The organism is Streptomyces sp. NPDC021096, from assembly GCF_040641275.1.
Lineage (GTDB): Bacteria > Actinomycetota > Actinomycetes > Streptomycetales > Streptomycetaceae > Streptomyces.
Map to the genome: position 1 here is coordinate 37,445 of NZ_JBFADG010000004.1, position 16,914 is coordinate 54,358.

Here is a 16,914-nt window from a genome sequence, read left to right on the forward strand (position 1 = left end):
ACCGGGGTCCGGGGCGGAGCCCCGGGTCACTTCACCGCGCCTGCCATCACTCCGCTCACGAACTGGCGCTGGAACGCGAAGAAGACCGCCAGTGGCACGATCATCGAGAGGAAGGCGCCCGAGGCGAGGATGTCCACGTTGTCGCCGAACTGGCGGACCTGCTGCTGCAGGGCGACCGTGATCGGTGGATTGCCGCTGTCCGCGAAGATCAGGGCGATCAGCATGTCGTTCCACACCCACAGGAACTGGAAGATGCCGAGCGAGGCGATGGCCGGCCCGCCCAGCGGCAGCACGACGCGGGTGAACAGCCGTAGCTCGCCCGCCCCGTCCAGGCGCGCCGCCTCCAGGAGCTCGCGCGGGATCTCCGCGAAGAAGTTGCGCAGCAGGAACACCGCGAAGGGCAGCCCGAAGGCGGTGTGGAAGAGGACGACGCCCACCGTGGACTCGAAGATGCCCAGCGTGTTGAAGAGCTTGGCCACGGGGATCAGGGCCACCTGCACCGGGACCACCAGCAGGGCCACGACGACCATGAACCACCAGTCCCGGCCGGGGAAGTCCAGCCAGGCGAAGGCGTACCCGGCGAGGGCGCCGATGAGGATCACCAGGACCGTCGCCGGGACGGTGATCAGCGCGGTGGTCAGGAGGGAGTGCATGACGGTGTCGTTGCCGAAGAGGTCGCGGTAGCTCTGCGTCGTCAGCTGGGCGGGGTGGCTGAAGACCTGCCACCATCCCGAGGCCGCGATGTCGGACTTGTCGCGCAGCGACGACAGCAGCAGCCCCACCGTGGGCATCAGCCAGAACAGCGCGACCAGGATGAGGAAGACGCGCGTCGCGCCCCCGCCGAGGCGGGCGGCGACGCGGGCCGGCAGCGACCGTTCGGCCCGTACGACCGTGTTCGTGGTGGCGGCCATCACCGGCCCTCCCTCTCCTTGCGGATCCGGCGGATGTTCACGATCACCACGGGGGTGACGAGCAGCAGCAGGAAGACGGCGATGGCGCTGCCCACGCCCTGGTTGACGTCGGTGCCGAAGGACGACTGGTAGAGCTGGAGGGCGAGGACGTTGGCGTTGTCGAGGCTGGAGCCGGGGGCGATGATGTAGACGAGGTCGAAGATCTTCAGCACGTTGATCATGAGGGTGACGACGACGACCGCGAGGACCGGCGCCAGCAGCGGCACCGTCACCCGCCGGAAGACCTGCCATTCGTTGGCGCCGTCGACCCGTGCCGCCTCCAGCAGTTCCCGCGGCACGCTCGCCAGGCCCGCCGCGATGAGGACCATCGCGAAGCCCGCCCACATCCAGATGTACGCGCCGATGATGGCCGGCGTCACGAGGGAGGGGCCCAGCCAGTCGACGCCGTTGTAGGCCGCGGCGAAGTTGGCGGCGGGCAGGCGCAGCCGGGCGCCGTCCGCGGAGCGGGGCAGGGAGAAGGTCCCGTCGGAGGCCGTCGTGGCCGAGGCGACCGTCCTGCCGTCCTTCACCGCCTCCACCGTGACGCCCGCCAGCGCCCGCTCCCCCGCGTCGATCTTTCCGGCGGTTCCCCCGCCGCCGCGGGTGAAGTCCATCCACACCGTGCCGGTGACCTTCCCGGCCACGTCCCGCGCGGGGATCGCCTCCTTCGCGCCGCCCACGTCCTCCGGTTTCACGGCGACCAGGGGCAGGGCGACGGCCGTGCCGGCCCGCGCCGCCGTCTTCGTGGTGTACGCGCCGCCGCCGCTCGCCGCCAGGTCCCCGGTCGGGCGGGGGCGGGCGCCCGGGTAGGGCGCGGGCGCGGCGAAGGTGTCGTGGACGCCCACCCACACCGCGTTGGCGACGCCGCGGTCCGGGTTCTGTTCGTACACCAGCCGGAAGATGATGCCCGCGGCGAGCATCGAGATGGCCATCGGCATGAAGACGACCAGTTTGAACGCGGTGCCCCAGCGGACGCGTTCGGTCAGCACGGCGAAGATCAGGCCGAGGGCGGTGGCGACGGTGGGGGCGACGGCGACCCAGACGATGTTGTTCTTCAGGGCCGTACGGATGCGCTCGTCGGTGAAGACCTCGTGGTAGTTGTCGACGCCGACGAAGCCGTTGCCCGACGCGTCGAAGAGGCTGCGGTAGACGGAGTAGCCGATGGGGTAGACGACGAGGGCGCCGAGCAGCGCCAGCGCGGGCAGCAGGAAGCAGGCGGCCACCCAGGGGCGGGTGCCCAGCACGCTCTTGCGTGGTTTCCCGGCCGGTGCGGCGGGCGGTGGGGGAGCGGTCGTCGCGGTGGTCACGGTGCCGGCCCCGTCCCGTCAGCTCTTGAACGCCTTGGCCGCGTCGGACTCCAGCCGCTGCTGGGTGCCCTCCACGTCCTGGGGGTTGCGCAGGAAGTCCTGCAGGTGTTTCCACTCGCCCTGGCCGGGTTTGCCGCCGAAGGACGCGGGGGCCTGGTCGGACATGTCGAAGCGGAAGTCGTCCCCGGCCGCGACGAGGGCCTTGGCGATGGAGCGCAGCACGTCGTCGGGGTAGGCGGCGAGGTCGAGGTTCTTGTTGGCCGAGACGAAGCCGCCCTCCCTCGCCCAGATCCGGGCGGCGTCGGAGGAGGCCAGGAACGTCAGCAGGGCCTGCGCGGCCTGGCCGTCCTTGAGCGCCACGCCCACGTCGCCGCCCGTCACCACCGGCGAGCGGCCGCCCACCGCCGGGAAGGGGAAGACCTTGGCGTCCGTGCCGATCTTCGCCTTGGCGCCGGTGATGTTGGCCGCGGCGAAGTCGCCCTCGAAGACCATGGCGGCCTTCGCCTTCTCGCCGTCGGCGAAGGTCTGGGTGACGGAGGCGGGGAACGCGGTCTGCAGCGCGCCGTCGTTGCCGCCCGTCAGCAGCTCCTTCTTGCCGAAGAGCTGACCGAGGGTGGTCAGCGCGTCCTTGACGGAGGGATCCGTCCACTTGATCTTGTGCTGGGCGAGCTGGTCGTACTTCTCCCGGCCCGCCTGGGAGAGGTAGACGTTCTCGAACCAGTCGGTGAGGGTCCAGCCGTCCGCCCCGCCGACCGAGACGGGGGAGACGCCGAAGTCGGCGATGGCCTGCGCGGCGCCCAGGAACTCCTGCCAGGTCCTGGGCTCCTTGGCGCCCGCCGCCTTGAAGATCTTGGTGTTGTACCAGACGAGGGACTTGTTGGTCGCCTTGAAGTACACGCCGTACTGCTTGCCCTCGTACGCGCCGAGGTCCCGCCAGCCCTTGGCGAAGTTCTTGTCCAGCTGTCCGGTGGCCTCGCCGCCGAGCGGCTTGAGCCAGCCCTTCTGCGCGAATTCCCGTAGGACGCCGGGTTGTTGCAGCATCGCCACGTCCGGCGGGTCGCCGCCCGCCACCTTCGAGCCGACGAAGGAGGACATGTCGTCGCCGCTGGGCACGAAGGAGACCTCGGCGCCGGTGCGCTTGGCGAACTCGTCCAGGACCTTGGTGAAGCTCTTCTGCTCGGCACCTGTCCAGACGGCGGTCACCTTGAGCTTCTGCCCTCCCAGCTTGGGGAGTTGGACCGTATGGGAGATGAGGTCGGACTTGCCCGGCACCGGCGAGGGCGGCTGTTTGTCGCCGTCGCCCTTGCCGTCGTCGCCGCACCCCGCGGCGGCCAGGGCCAGGGCCCCCGCCACGGCCAGTGCGATGGTTCCGCGCGCCGCGCGTGCCGCGCGGGTCGTGCCCAGTGATGTACGTGTCGCCGTGCGCATGGCCGTACCTCCCGTGCCCGGTCCCCGTAGCCGGCCCTGCCGCACGTCGCCCCGGCATATGGCCGCACTCCCGTGCGACAGTCCTACGCCCGGTGACGACCCGCCGCAATACCGTCTCCGGTGTCAACTCTCCTATCGTGACCGGGCTGTGACGCTGCTACAGCAACGGAGGAGCCGCCTGTGCCCCCGCGGACTGGGCGGCGCGCTGCAGGGCGCTGGCCAGGAGGGCCAGGTCGGTGGGGCCGTTGCCCAGCTCGCGCAGCGGGCGGCGGGTGGGCGGGTCGCCCGTGCGCTGCCAGTCCAGCGGCACCACGGTCGGGCGCTGTGTCGCCGTGCGGGGAATGCGGCCGGTCACGCGCCCGGCCTGGAAGGGGGTGGCCGCCGCGTCGTCCGGACGCTGCAACCTCCCGCGCCCCGGGGCCGGTTCGCCCGCGCCCGAGCCGCCGTCCGGGCCCGCCCCGGCGGGGGCGTCGGGCATGGGGGGCGCGATCTCCAGCGTCGCGCGCAGCCCCGCGCGCTCGACCGCCGCCGTGTCCGCTGTGCGCTCCGGGCGGCCCGACGCGGCGATCAGGTGCACCCCGAGCCGCTCGCCGTCCCGGGCGACGGCCTCCAGCGCCCGGACGACCGAACCGGCCGCCGGGCGGCCGGTGCTGCCGAGCGCGGGCGCGACGAGGGCGTCGAAGTCGTCGACGAGCACGACCAGGCGGGGCAGGGCCGTGTCGGCAGTGCGCGTCGGAGCCTCGCGCTGCGTGCGGAGCTTGAGCGTGCCGCTGGGGGCCGGCTCCAGGTCGCCGGAGACCGGGTCCGACGGCCGCCGGGGCGCGACGACGGCCGGTGCGGGCGCCGGCACCGGATTCCGGTCGTGCCAGCCGGTGAAGTCGAGGGTGCCCAGCAGCTCGGCGCGGCGCTTGAGCTCCGAGCTGAGCGCCTGGGCGAACTCCCGCATCCGCACCGGGTCGGCGGCGGCGAGATACGTCGACACGTGCGGCAGGTCCGTGCAGACCCGCAGGCCCTCGCCGCGCTCGGCGGCGGCGCCGTCGACCAGGACGAGGGAGAGCCGGTCCGGCCGGTCGGCGGCCGCCAGCGAGGCGGCCAGCGAGCGCAGCAGCTCGGTCTTGCCGCTGCCGGGGCCGCCCTCGACCAGCAGATGCGGCCCGTCCGCCGCCAGGTCGACCGTGAGCGGCCCGTGCGGACCGGCGCCCAGCACCGCGACGGCCCGCCCGCCGGGCCGTGCGCCCCGGTCCGTGGCGGCCGCCCAGCGGGCGGTGAGCGAGGCGGGCGTGGCGCGGGCGAGGCCCAGCTCGTCCAGCAGCCGGGCCGTGCGCGGCAGCGCCGCGGCGATGCGGGAGGCGTGCGGGTCGCCGGCGCCGTCGGCCTTGCGCAGCGGGGCCAGCGCCCGGGCGAACCGCTCGGCCCAGGCGCCGGACACCGCGTCCAGGGCGCCGATGACCGCGGCGCCGGCCGGGGCGGCGGCCATCGGCCGGGAGGCCTGGCCGGGCCCGCCGGCGGACGGTACGGGCGCGGGGGTGCGGTGGATGACCTGGACCACCGTGGCCACGTCGCCGCTCAGCAGCGCCACCGTGCCGCAGTGCGGGAAGGCGGGGGAGGCCGCCTCGGCCGTCGCGAGCGTGGCGGAGACGGGCGAGGCGGGGGTGGTGGCCGGGGCGTCGGCCAGGCACAGCAGATGGACGCCCGCCGCCGGGCCGCCCACGGCCAGCCGCGCGACCGTCTCGCGCAGCGCCGCCGAGCCGGGGTCGCCGTCCACGATCAGGACCGTGTACGGACCGCGGTGGCCCGCGGCGGCCGTGGCGACGGCCTCGGGCGGGGCGGTGGTCCAGTGCGGGCCCAGCGGGCCGTCGTCCAGGCGGCGCACGAGCTCGGCGGTGCGGGCCTCGGCCTGCTCGCGGTCGTAGGCCAGCAGCAGCCGGCAGTCCTGTCCGTGCGCGGGGCGCAGCTGCGGCAGCCAGCCCAGCCAGGACCACTCCGCCAGCCGCTCCTCGACCGGGCGCGAGCGGTCCGCGCTGATCAGGACGTACTCCAGCGTGGTGGGCGCGTGCAGCGCGGCGAGCTGGGCGAGGACGGAACGGGCCAGCCCGGACAGCCGCGCCCGGGGCCCGGCCAGGCCGAGCGCCCCGGCCTGGCGCAGGGAGACCGTCACCGGCACGGACGGCAGCGGGCCGCTGCCGTCGGGGCCGTAGCGGTCGGCCGTGCCCAGCCGCACGGTGAGCAGGTCCGGATGGTCCGGGCCGCGCTCCCACAGCCGGGGCCCGGGACCGAGCGCGGTCAGCAGGACGGCGGCCGGGTCCGGCCAGCGCTCGCGCAGCGCCGCGGCGGTGGTGAGGGCGCTCCCGCCGCCGACGGCGTCGCCGGGGGCGAGGCCCTCAGCGGCGTCGTCCGGTCCGCGCCGGTCGCCGCCGCGCCCGCCGGCCAGGCGGCGGGCCCAGGCCCCTATGCCGCGGCCCAGGCGCCTGCCCTCGGTGGACGGTGCCTCCGGGCCGGCAGCGGCCGCCCGGTCGATGCCGTCGCCGGCCGGGGGGTCGGTGAGGTGTGCGAAGCCGGCGGCGTGGGAGGTGCTGCCGGGGGCCACGGGGGCCGGGCCGTGGTCCGCTGCGGCGCCGAAGCGGGCCAGGCCCGTGGCGCTCGAGGTGGCGGCCGTGGCGGCCGGGCCGCGGTCCGCGCCCGCGGCGGCCGGGCCCACCCGGAGGTGTCCCTCGCCGTCGGGGGCGGCCGGCAGCGGTGCCGGGGCGTTCGTCCCGTACAGGCTCAGCGTCGACTCCCCGACCCGCACCAGCGCCCCCGGCGGCAGCGCGACGGGCATGCCGTCGACGCTCTCGCCCTCCAGGGTCGTGCCGTTCGTCGAGCCCAGGTCGTGCAGGGTGACGCTGCCGTCGTCGGCGAGGGTCACGGCGCAGTGCAGGCGCGAGACGTCCGGGTCGTCCAGCGGGACGTCCGCCGAACTGGAGCGGCCCACGCGCACCTCGCCGCCGTGCAGCAGATGGACGCCGCCGGCGTCCGGGCCCGAGACGACGTGCAGGCTGGCGACGGCGTCCGGCATCCCGGACGGAAGCACGCCCGCGTGCCGCTCGGGGTCGGCGGGGGCGCCCAGGGACAGCACCGCGCCGTCGATCAGCGGGGGCTCGCCCAGCGCGCAGCGCTGCGCGTCGAGCCGCTCGGTGCCCGCGTGGACGACGACGGCACCGCTGCCGAGGTCGGAGCCGGCCGCGGCCACGGCGGCCGCGAGGCCACTGGCCACCGCGGCGAGCGCGGTCCCCGAGGGGGCGGTCACGAGCACATCGCAGGCGCACGTGGTGTGGCCGCTGAGCGGCCCGAGGACGGTCAGCCGGATCTGCATCGCCGTCAACGGTCCCTTCCTGCCCCGGGTGCGAGACAGGGGCAGGCGGCCTCCCCCCACCTGGCACGGGCGCGTCGGCACGTACAGGTCACCACGTCACGCGGGGTCTCCCGCTCCCTCCCCGGCGCATCCGTGCTGCGAGCATCCTCGCACCTGCCACCGACAACTCGCCCGGCGAGAGCCGATTCGTGATCTTGAAAGACCATCCGAGTATGCGGAAGCTCCAGGTCGCCGTCGGGCGATGGCTGAATTCTTCTGTGAGTTGTCCAGTCTCGACCCATTTCTTGCCGTTATTTACGACAGTCCGGCGCGCCCGGCAACCATCCGTCCGTGGGCCGCGTCTTTCCCTGGAGCCTCACCGGATTCGCCAGAACGGCGGTCCGCGCTGCGGCACTACAGTGGGCGGCAGGCGAAAGCGGTATCGCAAGGCCCCAGACAGCTCGGATCACGACCAGGGAGCGCATGACGTGCGGCCGGTAGGCAGCAAATACCTGCTCGAGGAGCCGCTCGGACGCGGAGCCACGGGCACCGTCTGGCGTGCGCGCCAGCGTGAGACGGCCGGAGCCGAGGCGGCGGTGGCCGGACAGCCGGGCGAGACCCTGGCGATCAAGGTCCTCAAGGAGGAGCTGGCCAACGACGCGGACGTCGTGATGCGCTTCCTGCGCGAGCGCTCCGTCCTGCTCCGGCTCACCCACCCCAACATCGTGCGCACCCGCGACCTCGTCGTCGAGGGCGACCTGCTCGCGCTGGTCATGGACCTGGTCGACGGCCCGGACCTGCACCGCCACCTCCGGGAGAACGGCCCGTTCACCCCCGTGGCGGCCGCGCTGATCACCGCGCAGATCGCCGACGCCCTGGCCGCCAGCCACGCCGACGGCGTCGTCCACCGGGACCTCAAGCCCGCCAACGTCCTCCTCAAGAGCGAGGGCGGCCAGCTGCACCCGATGCTCACGGACTTCGGCATCGCCCGCCTCGCGGACTCCCCCGGCCTGACCCGCACCCACGAGTTCGTGGGCACCCCGGCCTACGTCGCGCCCGAGTCGGCCGAGGGCCGCCCGCAGACCTCCGCCGTCGACATCTACGGCGCCGGCATCCTGCTGTACGAGCTGGTCACCGGCCGTCCGCCGTTCGGCGGCGGCACCGCGCTCGAGGTGCTCCACCAGCACCTCAGCGCCGAACCGCGCCGACCCACGACCGTCCCCGAGCCGCTGTGGACGGTCATCGAGCGCTGCCTGCGCAAGCGCCCCGAGGAGCGGCCCAGCGCCGAGAACCTCGCCCGCGCCCTGCGCGTGGTCGCCGCCGGCGTCGGCGTGCACGCCTCCCCGGCGCAGGCCGAGGCCGCGCTGGGCGTCGCCGCGCTGCTCGCGCCCGACCCGGAGCCCACGTACGTGCCCGGTACGGGCCTGAACGCGGCGCCCGCGACCGGTGACGCCGACGCCACCCAGGTGCTGCCGTCCGGCGCCGGTGCGCCCGGCGCGTACGACCCCGACGCCGCGACCAGCCTCCTGCCGAGCACCCCGCCCGGCCCCGGCGGCCCCAACGCCGACCCCACCCAGGTCCTGCCCGCGGGCCCCGGCCCGTACGGCGCCGGCTCCGACCCCACCCGGGCCATGCCTCCGGTGCCGCAGGGGCAGCCCGGTCAGCAGAGCGGGGACGACAGCCCCCACCCCTGGCAGACCCAGATGCGCGCGGCCCGGGACCGCAACGACCAGACCCAGGTGCAGTACCTCGACCCGAGCGAGGACCCGCTGCGCCGCCGCCCCGCGCGCCGCCCGGGGCCCGCGCCCCAGCAGCCCCCGCAGCCGCCGCAGGGCCGACAGCGCGGGCAGCAGCAGTACGGCCAGCAGCAGTACGGACAGCAGCCGTACGCGCCCCAGGCGCAGCAGCAGCCCCAGCACTACGCGCCGCCGCGGCCCCCGCAGCGGCAGCAGCCCCAGCCCCGCTATCAGACGCCCCAGCCGCCCCAGCAGCAGGCACCGCCGCCGCCCCAGCGCTACGCACCCCCGCCCGCGCCCGAGCCGGCCCCGCCGCGCCGGGAGCCGCGTCCGCCGCGGCAGCGCAGCGCGAACCCCATGCGCATCCCGGGCCTCGGCTGCCTCAAGGGCTGCCTGTTCATGATCGTCGTCTTGGTGGTCGGCTCCTGGCTGGTCTGGGAGTTCACCCCGCTCAAGGACTGGGTCGCCGACGGCAAGAGCTTCTGGGACGCCACCTGGGACTGGGTCACCGACACGAAGGACTGGATCTCGGATCTGGTGTCCAGCCGCTAGCCCGGCAGGCCCGCGAGCGAGGGGTGGGCCGGTCGACATGTCGACACCCGACGGGTGTTTTCTGCCTCAGAAGTGACGGTTGGCACCGAATCGGTGTCCCCAACGCCCCCTCGGCCGCGTAGCTTGGTCGCCAGCGAGCCTGTCGGATGACGGAGGAGTCGGGGAACAGTCTTGGCACGGAAGATCGGCAGCCGGTACACCGCCCACCAGGTCCTGGGCCGCGGCAGCGCCGGGACGGTGTGGCTCGGCGACGGCCCCGAGGGCCCGGTCGCCATCAAGCTCCTGCGTGAGGACCTCGCCTCCGACCAGGAGCTCGTCGGCCGCTTCGTGCAGGAGCGCGCGGCCCTCCTCGGCCTGGACCACCCACACGTGGTCGGCGTCCGCGACCTCGTCGTCGACGGCGCCGACCTCGCCCTGGTCATGGACCTCATCCGGGGCACGGACCTGCGCACCCGGCTCGACCGCGAGCGGCGGCTGGCCCCCGAGGCGGCCGTCGCGATAGTCGCCGACGTCGCGGACGGCCTCGCCGCCGCGCACGCCGCCGGCATCATCCACCGCGACGTCAAGCCGGAGAACGTCCTCCTCGACATGCAGGGCCCGCTCGGGCCCGGCGGCGCCCACCCCGCGCTGCTCACCGACTTCGGCATCGCCCGCCTCGTCGACTTCCCGCGCCCCGTCCGCGACCGCGCGGAGCGCTCCGAGCGCACGGCCGGCGCGGCCCGCAGCGTCATCGGCACCCCCGACTACCTCGCGCCGGAGATCATCGAGGGCCTGCCGCCGCGCGCGTCCGTCGACGTCTACGCCCTGGCGACCGTCCTGTACGAGCTGCTGGCCGGCTTCACGCCCTTCGGCGGCGGCCACCCGGGCGCCGTGCTGCGCCGGCACGTCACGGAGACCGTGGCCCCGCTGCCCGGCATCCCCGACGAGCTGTGGCAGCTCGTCGTCCAGTGCCTGGCGAAGGCGCCCGCGTCCCGGCTGCGGGCCTCGGAGCTCGCGGCGCGGCTGCGCGAGCTGCTGCCCGGCCTGGCCGGGATCCCGCCGCTCGACATCGACGAGCCGGAAGAGGCCACGGCGGACGGCGCGGAGCGCGAGGGCGCGTACGAGAGCGGGGCCGCCGGGCCCGGCCCGGCCGCCGCCGCGGGGCCGCGCCGCCGGGGCGCGGTGCCGCTCGTACCGGCCGCCGTCTCCGACTCCAGCCGCGACACCCACACCAGCATGCGCGTGCCCGGCCCGGAGGAGCTGGCCGGCGGAGCGCACGGCACGGCACGTGCCCCGCGCTCGCCCGGGCAGCGCCGGGCCGGCTCGGCGCGGCACCGTTCGTCGGCGGAGGTGCGGCGCCGCCGCATCAGGCTCGGCGCGGCGGCGGTCGCCCTGGCCGCGGCCGCCGGGGTCGGCGGCTGGTTCGCCACCGGCGGCGGCGACGACGCGGGCGACGCGAAGCCGGGCGGCAAGCAGCCCGGCGTCCACCGCACGGACCCGGGCCACGGCCCCGGCGCCCCGGCCCAGAACCCGCCCCAGGGCTCCGTGGCCCCCCTGCGCTAGCCACGGCTCGGCCGGACCGCGCCGTCGTGGCGGATCACCGCCGCGGCCGGGCGGAACCCGGCCCCCGGCCCGGTCTGCGGGGCGAAAGGCGCCGCCGGAAGCGGAAGGGCGTGGCCCTTCGGACCGGGGAACCCGGTACAGCCGTTAGGCTGGGTGCGTGGCAGTCGTTGATGTATCCGAAGAGCTGAAGTCCCTCTCCTCGACCATGGGGTCGATCGAGGCCGTTCTGGACCTCGACAGGATGAGGGCCGACGTCGCCGTGCTCGAGGAGCAGGCGGCCGCCCCGTCCCTGTGGGACGACCCCGAGGCGGCGCAGAAGATCACCAGTCAGCTGTCGCACCTGCAGGCGGAGCTGCGCAAGACGGAGACGCTGCGCGGCCGCATCGACGACCTCGGAGTCCTCTTCGAGCTCGCCGAGGCCGAGGACGACGCGGACGCCCTCGCCGAGGCCGAGGCCGAGCTGGTCTCCGTCCGCAAGGCGCTGGACGAGATGGAGGTCCGCACCCTCCTCTCCGGCGAGTACGACTCCCGTGAGGCGCTCGTCAACATCCGTGCCGAGGCCGGCGGCGTCGACGCCTCCGACTTCGCCGAGCGCCTGCAGCGCATGTACCTGCGCTGGGCCGAGCGCCACGGCTACAAGACCGAGATCTACGAGACCTCGTACGCCGAAGAGGCCGGCATCAAGTCGACGACCTTCGCCGTCCAGGTCCCGTACGCCTACGGCACCCTCTCCGTCGAGCAGGGCACGCACCGCCTGGTGCGCATCTCCCCCTTCGACAACCAGGGCCGCCGCCAGACGTCCTTCGCGGGCGTCGAGGTGCTGCCGGTCGTCGAGCAGACCGACCACGTCGACATCGACGAGTCCGAGCTGCGCGTCGACGTGTACCGCTCCTCCGGCCCCGGCGGCCAGGGCGTCAACACCACCGACTCCGCGGTGCGACTGACGCACATTCCGACCGGCATCGTGGTCTCCTGCCAGAACGAGCGCTCGCAGATCCAGAACAAGGCGACCGCCATGAACGTCCTCCAGGCCAAGCTCCTCGAGCGCCGCCGCCAGGAGGAGCAGGCCAAGATGGACGCGCTCAAGGGCGACAGCGGCGGCTCCTGGGGCAACCAGATGCGTTCGTACGTCCTGCACCCGTACCAGATGGTCAAGGACCTGCGCACCGAGTTCGAGGTCGGCAACCCCCAGTCCGTGCTCGACGGCGAGATCGACGGCTTCCTCGAGGCCGGCATCCGCTGGCGCAAGCAGCGGGAGAAGTAGGACCCCCTCGGGCCGACAAACCCGATCAACCCCCGTGTAGCCGGACATCACGCCCGTAACTTCCTTGACGCTGCCCGCAAAACTGGGAAGGCTGGCGTGCGGCATGCGTATCACTGGGGCACGTGTGGCGGGGGGCGAGCGTCCCGGCGCGTACGAACTGCGTACGGCCGGTTCGGTCACGCCGCCCCCGAAGCGCCACCGCCCCGTGCATAGCTGCTCCATTGACGAGATCGGCTACTGGGGGTAGCAGGCAATGACGAACAAGACGCGGCTGCGCGTTGCGCGAATAGCGGCCGGCGCGATGATCGCCGCGGGCGCTTCGCTGACGGCCGCCGGCGCGGCTTCGGCCGCCGGTGTCGGGGTCGATGTTCCCGGGCTCGGCGTGAGCGTGGACGTCCACACCGCCGCCGGTGACCCGACGTCCGGCCCGACCGAGATCCCGCAGCCCACCACTCCCGGTGGCACCACGGGCGGCAGCACGACCGGTGGCAGCACGACGGGCGGCGGCACCACCGGTGGCGAGACCACCGGTGGCGGCACGACCGGCGGTGGCACCACGGGCGGCAGCACGACCGGTGGCGAGACCACGGGCGGCGGCACCACGGGTGGTGGCACCACGGGTGGTGGCACGACTGGTGGCGAGACCACCGGTGGCGGCACCACCGGTGGCGGCACCACGGGCGGCGGCACGACTGGTGGCGAGACCACGGGCGGCGGCACGACCGGCGGTGGCACCACGGGCGGCAGCACGACCGGTGGCGAGACCACGGGCGGCGGCACCACGGGTGGTGGCACGACCGGTGGTGGCACGACGGGTGGCGAGACCACCGGTGGCGGCACGACGGGCGGCGGCACGACCGGTGGTGGCACCACGGGCGGTGGCACCACCGGTGGTGGCACCACGGGCGGCGGCACGACCGGTGGCGGCTCCACCGGCGGCAGCGGCTCCACCGGCGGCTCCACGGGCGGCGACCACGGCACCTCCGGTGGTTCCACCGGTTCGACCGGCGGCGACCACAGCGGCTCCGTCGCCGGCGGCGGCACCGGCGGTGGCAGCGGCGCGGGCGGCGACGACGCCCGTACCTGCCCGGTGGACACCGACGGCAACTGCAACACCAGCCCCGACAGCGCCGGCTCGCAGCCCGTTCAGCAGGGCAAGCCCAAGGAGGAGCTGGCCCAGACCGGTGAGCTGGCCCAGACCGGCGCCGGTCAGACCGCCTTCCTCGTGGCCGGTGCCGCGACGATGATCGCGGGTGGCATCGGCTTCCGGATGCTGCCGCGCCTGATCAACCGCGGCACCGCCGCCTGACGACGGCGAGCACCGCACACGCCCGAGGCCCGGGACGCTTCCGCGTCCCGGGCCTCGGCCTTGCCGTATGCAGTCGCTCCGCTACCCCGCGAAACCGCGAACGAGCACCATCACCGCGACGAGCGCCACCAGCAGCACGATCAGTGCCGTCGGGGTCAGCCCGCCGAAGATGCCTTCCTGGTGCTGCAGCCGCTCACGGCTCGCCCGGCAGACCGGGCACCGGCCCTCGCTGACGGGGGCCGCGCAGTTGGCGCACACCAGTCGGTCGCATGTCATGCGATGTCCTCCTCCGGTACGTCCAACGCGCGGGAGCGCTCTGCGGTTCCCCATACCACTGTGCCAGCTTTCCCGCCGTTCGGCGCGTGCGGCCCCGCAAACCGGGAAACGGAGGCCAATTGTCCAGGGTTTGTCCCCGATGGTGCCGGTAATGGTGGCGCCAACCCCGGATGCCGACTGCGCGTACACGGGCGGTTCGGTATGGTCACGCACACCGACGGGCGCCGTGAACGCGGCGTTCCGTGCCGCTCTCCAGGTCGACGCGTGGTGCATTCGTGATCCGATTCGACAACGTCTCCAAGTCCTACCCCAAGCAGAACCGTCCGGCACTCCGGGACGTCTCGCTCGAGATCGAGAAAGGCGAGTTCGTCTTCCTGGTCGGTTCCTCCGGTTCCGGGAAGTCCACGTTTCTGCGGCTGCTGCTGCGCGAGGAGCGGGCCAGCCACGGCCAGGTCCATGTGCTGGGCAAGGATCTCGCCCGGCTCTCCAACTGGAAAGTTCCGCAGATGCGCCGCCAGTTGGGCACCGTCTTCCAGGACTTCCGGCTGCTGCCGAACAAGACCGTCGCGCAGAACGTCGCCTTCGCCCTCGAGGTGATCGGCAAGCCGCGCGGCGAGATCCGCAAGGCCGTCCCGCAGGTCCTGGAGCTGGTGGGGCTGGGCGGCAAGGAGGAGCGGATGCCCGGCGAGCTCTCCGGCGGTGAGCAGCAGCGCGTCGCGATCGCCCGCGCGTTCGTCAACCGTCCGATGCTGCTGATCGCCGACGAGCCCACCGGAAACCTGGACCCGCAGACGTCCGTCGGCATCATGAAGCTGCTCGACCGCATCAACCGGACCGGCACCACGGTCATCATGGCCACCCACGACCAGCAGATCGTCGACCAGATGCGCAAGCGCGTCATCGAACTCGAACAGGGCCGTCTCGTGCGCGACCAGTCGCGCGGCGTCTACGGCTACCAGCACTGAAAGGCAGTGAGAGGACGCCATGCGCGCCCAGTTCGTCCTGTCGGAGATCGGCGTCGGTCTCCGCCGCAATCTCACGATGACCTTCGCGGTCATCGTCTCCGTCGCCCTGTCGCTCGCCCTGTTCGGCGGTTCCCTGCTCATGCGTGAGCAGGTCAGCACGATGAAGGGCTACTGGTACGACAAGGTCAATGTCTCGATCTTCCTCTGCAACAAGATCGACGCCGAGTCGGACCCCGCCTGCGCCAAGGGCGTGGCGACCGACGAGCAGAAGAAACAGATCAAGGCCGACCTGCAGAAGATGTCGGTCGTCCAGAGCGTCCAGTTCGAGACGGCCGACGAGGCGTACAAGCATTACAAGGAGCAGTTCGGGAAATCCCCGATCGCCGGCTCCCTCACGCCGGACCAGATGCAGGAGTCCTTCCGCGTCAAGCTCAAGGACCCGTCCAAATACCAGGTGATCTCCAGCGCCTTTTCGCAGCGCCCCGGCGTGCAGGTCGTGCAGGACCAGAAGACCCTGCTCGAAAACCTCTTCAACCTGCTCAACGGCATGAACTACGCGGCGCTCGGCGTGATGGGCCTGATGCTGGTGGTGGCCCTGATGCTGATCGTCAACACGGTCCGCGTCTCGGCGTTCAGCCGTCGGCGGGAGACCGGGATCATGCGGCTGGTCGGCGCGTCCAGCTTCTACATCCAGATCCCGTTCATCATGGAGGCCGCCTTCGCCGGTCTGCTCGGCGCGGGCTTCGCGTGCGTGCTGCTGGTCGGCGGCCAGTACTTCCTGGTGAACAACTGGCTCGCCCACCACATCGACGTCATCCAGTTCATCGGCTGGGACGCGGTGCTGGCCAAGCTGCCGCTGGTGCTGGCCATCGGCCTGCTGATGCCCGCCCTGGCGGCCTTCGCGGCCCTGCGGAAGTACCTCAAGGTCTGAGCGCCACTACCTCAACAACCTTCACATGCCAAGGGCGCCGTGCGGTCAACTCCCCGTGCGGCGCCCTTCGGTGTCCTAGACTCACGCGCATGCCCGGCCCGACGATGTTCGTTCCGCCGCGCCGCGTCCGCCGCGGGGCGGCCCTGACATTGGTCTTCGTGGGTGTGCTGACAGCGGGTGCCACCCTGGGCTCCTGGGGCGACGAGGCACAGGACGGCCGGACCCCGCCGGGCCGGCACACCCCGCCCCGTACCGCCGCCAGGGCCGTCGACCGCAGCGCCCTGGAGGCCGCGGCCGAGGAGGCCGCGCAGGACGGCCGGTCCGGTTCGGAGGCGGCCTCCGAGGTCCTCGACCGCAGCGGTGACGCCTGGGGCGCCGTCTACAGCCGCCGCGAGTACGAGGGCTTCGCGCTCGCCCTGGACGGCGCGTACGTCGGGGTCGGCCTGACCACGCGGCGCGCGGGCGGCGGCCGGATGGAGGTCGACAGCGTCCGGCCGGGCGGCCCCGCCGAGCGGGCCGGGGTCCGGGCCGGCGACCGGATCCGCACCGTCGACGCCGTCGACGTCACCGGCCGCCCCGTCACCGAGGTCGTCTCCCTGCTGCGCGGCGACGGCCGGTCGCTCGCCGCCTGGCCCGCCGCCGCGCCCGGCACGGCGGTGCGCGTCGGCCTGCAGCGCGGGGACCGGCGGTGGGAGCGGACGATGCTCCGGGAGCGGCTGGCCACCGAGAGCGTCGAGGTCGGCCGGCTGGGCGGGCCCGGAGCCGGCGGGACCCCGGCGACCCTGATCAAGGTGGCGGCGTTCACCAAGGGCACCGGCGAGCGCGTCCGCGACGCGGTACGGGCCGCCGCTCCCGGCGACGGCGTGCTGCTGGACCTGCGCGGCAACTCCGGCGGTCTGCTCACCGAGGCCGTCACCACCGCCTCCGCCTTCCTCGACGGCGGCCTCGTGGCCACGTACGACGTCCACGGCCGGCAGCGGGTCCTGCGGGCCGAGCCGGGCGGCGACACCCGCCGCCCGCTGGTCGTCCTCGTCGACGGCGGCACCATGAGCGCCGCCGAGCTGCTGGCCGGCGCCCTGCAGGACCGCGGCCGGGCGGTCGTCGTCGGCTCCCGCACCTTCGGCAAGGGGTCCGTGCAGATGCCCAGCCGGCTCGCGGAGGGCTCGGTCGCCGAGCTCACCGTCGGCCACTACCGCACCCCCGCCGGACGCTCGGTCGACGGCTCCGGAATCGCTCCCGACCTGGTGGCGCGTGACGACGCCGAGCAGCGGGCCCGCACAGTATTGGGTGGCCTCGGGGGTGGGTCGTAGTGCGAGAATGGCC

The 16,914-nt window shown here is 73.9% G+C and carries 12 protein-coding genes; 7 read left to right on the forward strand and 5 right to left on the reverse strand.

Annotation, left to right across the window (positions count from 1 at the left end; all coding sequences use genetic code 11):
• Positions 1–26 precede the first annotated feature (26 nt).
• The 4 genes from AB0G59_RS08680 to AB0G59_RS08695 all read right to left on the reverse strand — a co-directional run bounded on the left by AB0G59_RS08680 (position 27) and on the right by AB0G59_RS08695 (position 7,037).
• Positions 27–911: a carbohydrate ABC transporter permease gene (locus AB0G59_RS08680; RefSeq protein ID WP_360909414.1), complete on the reverse strand. Its 885-nt coding sequence runs from the start codon at positions 909–911 to the stop codon at positions 27–29.
• On the reverse strand, positions 911–2,257 hold the full coding sequence (locus AB0G59_RS08685; protein ID WP_360909416.1) for a sugar ABC transporter permease: 1,347 nt from the start codon (positions 2,255–2,257) through the stop codon (positions 911–913). The genes AB0G59_RS08680 and AB0G59_RS08685 overlap by 1 nt, the downstream gene beginning before the upstream one ends.
• A gap of 18 nt (positions 2,258–2,275) precedes the next feature.
• On the reverse strand, positions 2,276–3,685 hold the full coding sequence (locus AB0G59_RS08690) for an ABC transporter substrate-binding protein (RefSeq protein WP_360909418.1): 1,410 nt from the start codon (positions 3,683–3,685) through the stop codon (positions 2,276–2,278).
• Positions 3,686–3,842: 157 nt separating this feature from the next.
• Positions 3,843–7,037, reverse strand: a complete 3,195-nt coding sequence (locus AB0G59_RS08695) for an FtsK/SpoIIIE domain-containing protein (protein WP_360909985.1) — start codon at positions 7,035–7,037, stop codon at positions 3,843–3,845.
• 467 nt (positions 7,038–7,504) lie between these two features.
• Here AB0G59_RS08695 and AB0G59_RS08700 point away from each other — a divergent pair, with 467 nt between their 5' ends.
• From AB0G59_RS08700 to AB0G59_RS08715, 4 genes are all read left to right on the forward strand, one after another.
• Positions 7,505–9,304, forward strand: coding sequence for a serine/threonine-protein kinase (locus tag AB0G59_RS08700; RefSeq protein ID WP_360909420.1), 1,800 nt, complete (start codon positions 7,505–7,507; stop codon positions 9,302–9,304).
• Between the two features lie 171 nt (positions 9,305–9,475).
• A complete protein-coding gene (locus AB0G59_RS08705; protein WP_360909422.1) occupies positions 9,476–10,846 on the forward strand; it encodes a serine/threonine-protein kinase in 1,371 nt (456 codons plus the stop codon).
• Positions 10,847–11,003: 157 nt separating this feature from the next.
• Positions 11,004–12,110, forward strand: coding sequence for a peptide chain release factor 2 (prfB, locus tag AB0G59_RS08710; protein WP_360909424.1), 1,107 nt, complete (start codon positions 11,004–11,006; stop codon positions 12,108–12,110).
• 253 nt (positions 12,111–12,363) lie between these two features.
• Positions 12,364–13,419 carry a hypothetical protein gene (locus tag AB0G59_RS08715; RefSeq protein ID WP_360909427.1) on the forward strand — a complete coding sequence of 352 codons (1,056 nt, stop codon included), beginning with the start codon at positions 12,364–12,366 and terminating at the stop codon, positions 13,417–13,419.
• Positions 13,420–13,500: 81 nt separating this feature from the next.
• Here AB0G59_RS08715 and AB0G59_RS08720 read toward each other — a convergent pair whose 3' ends face one another.
• Positions 13,501–13,695, reverse strand: a complete 195-nt coding sequence (locus tag AB0G59_RS08720) for a hypothetical protein (RefSeq protein ID WP_071961957.1) — start codon at positions 13,693–13,695, stop codon at positions 13,501–13,503.
• Between the two features lie 275 nt (positions 13,696–13,970).
• Here AB0G59_RS08720 and ftsE point away from each other — a divergent pair, with 275 nt between their 5' ends.
• The 3 genes from ftsE to AB0G59_RS08735 all read left to right on the forward strand — a co-directional run bounded on the left by ftsE (position 13,971) and on the right by AB0G59_RS08735 (position 16,901).
• Positions 13,971–14,660 carry a cell division ATP-binding protein FtsE gene (ftsE, locus tag AB0G59_RS08725; RefSeq protein ID WP_071961958.1) on the forward strand — a complete coding sequence of 230 codons (690 nt, stop codon included), beginning with the start codon at positions 13,971–13,973 and terminating at the stop codon, positions 14,658–14,660.
• Between the two features lie 19 nt (positions 14,661–14,679).
• Positions 14,680–15,591, forward strand: a complete 912-nt coding sequence (gene ftsX, locus AB0G59_RS08730; RefSeq protein ID WP_071961959.1) for a permease-like cell division protein FtsX — start codon at positions 14,680–14,682, stop codon at positions 15,589–15,591.
• A gap of 89 nt (positions 15,592–15,680) precedes the next feature.
• Positions 15,681–16,901, forward strand: a complete 1,221-nt coding sequence (locus tag AB0G59_RS08735; RefSeq protein ID WP_360909430.1) for a S41 family peptidase — start codon at positions 15,681–15,683, stop codon at positions 16,899–16,901.
• Positions 16,902–16,914: the final 13 nt, after the last annotated feature.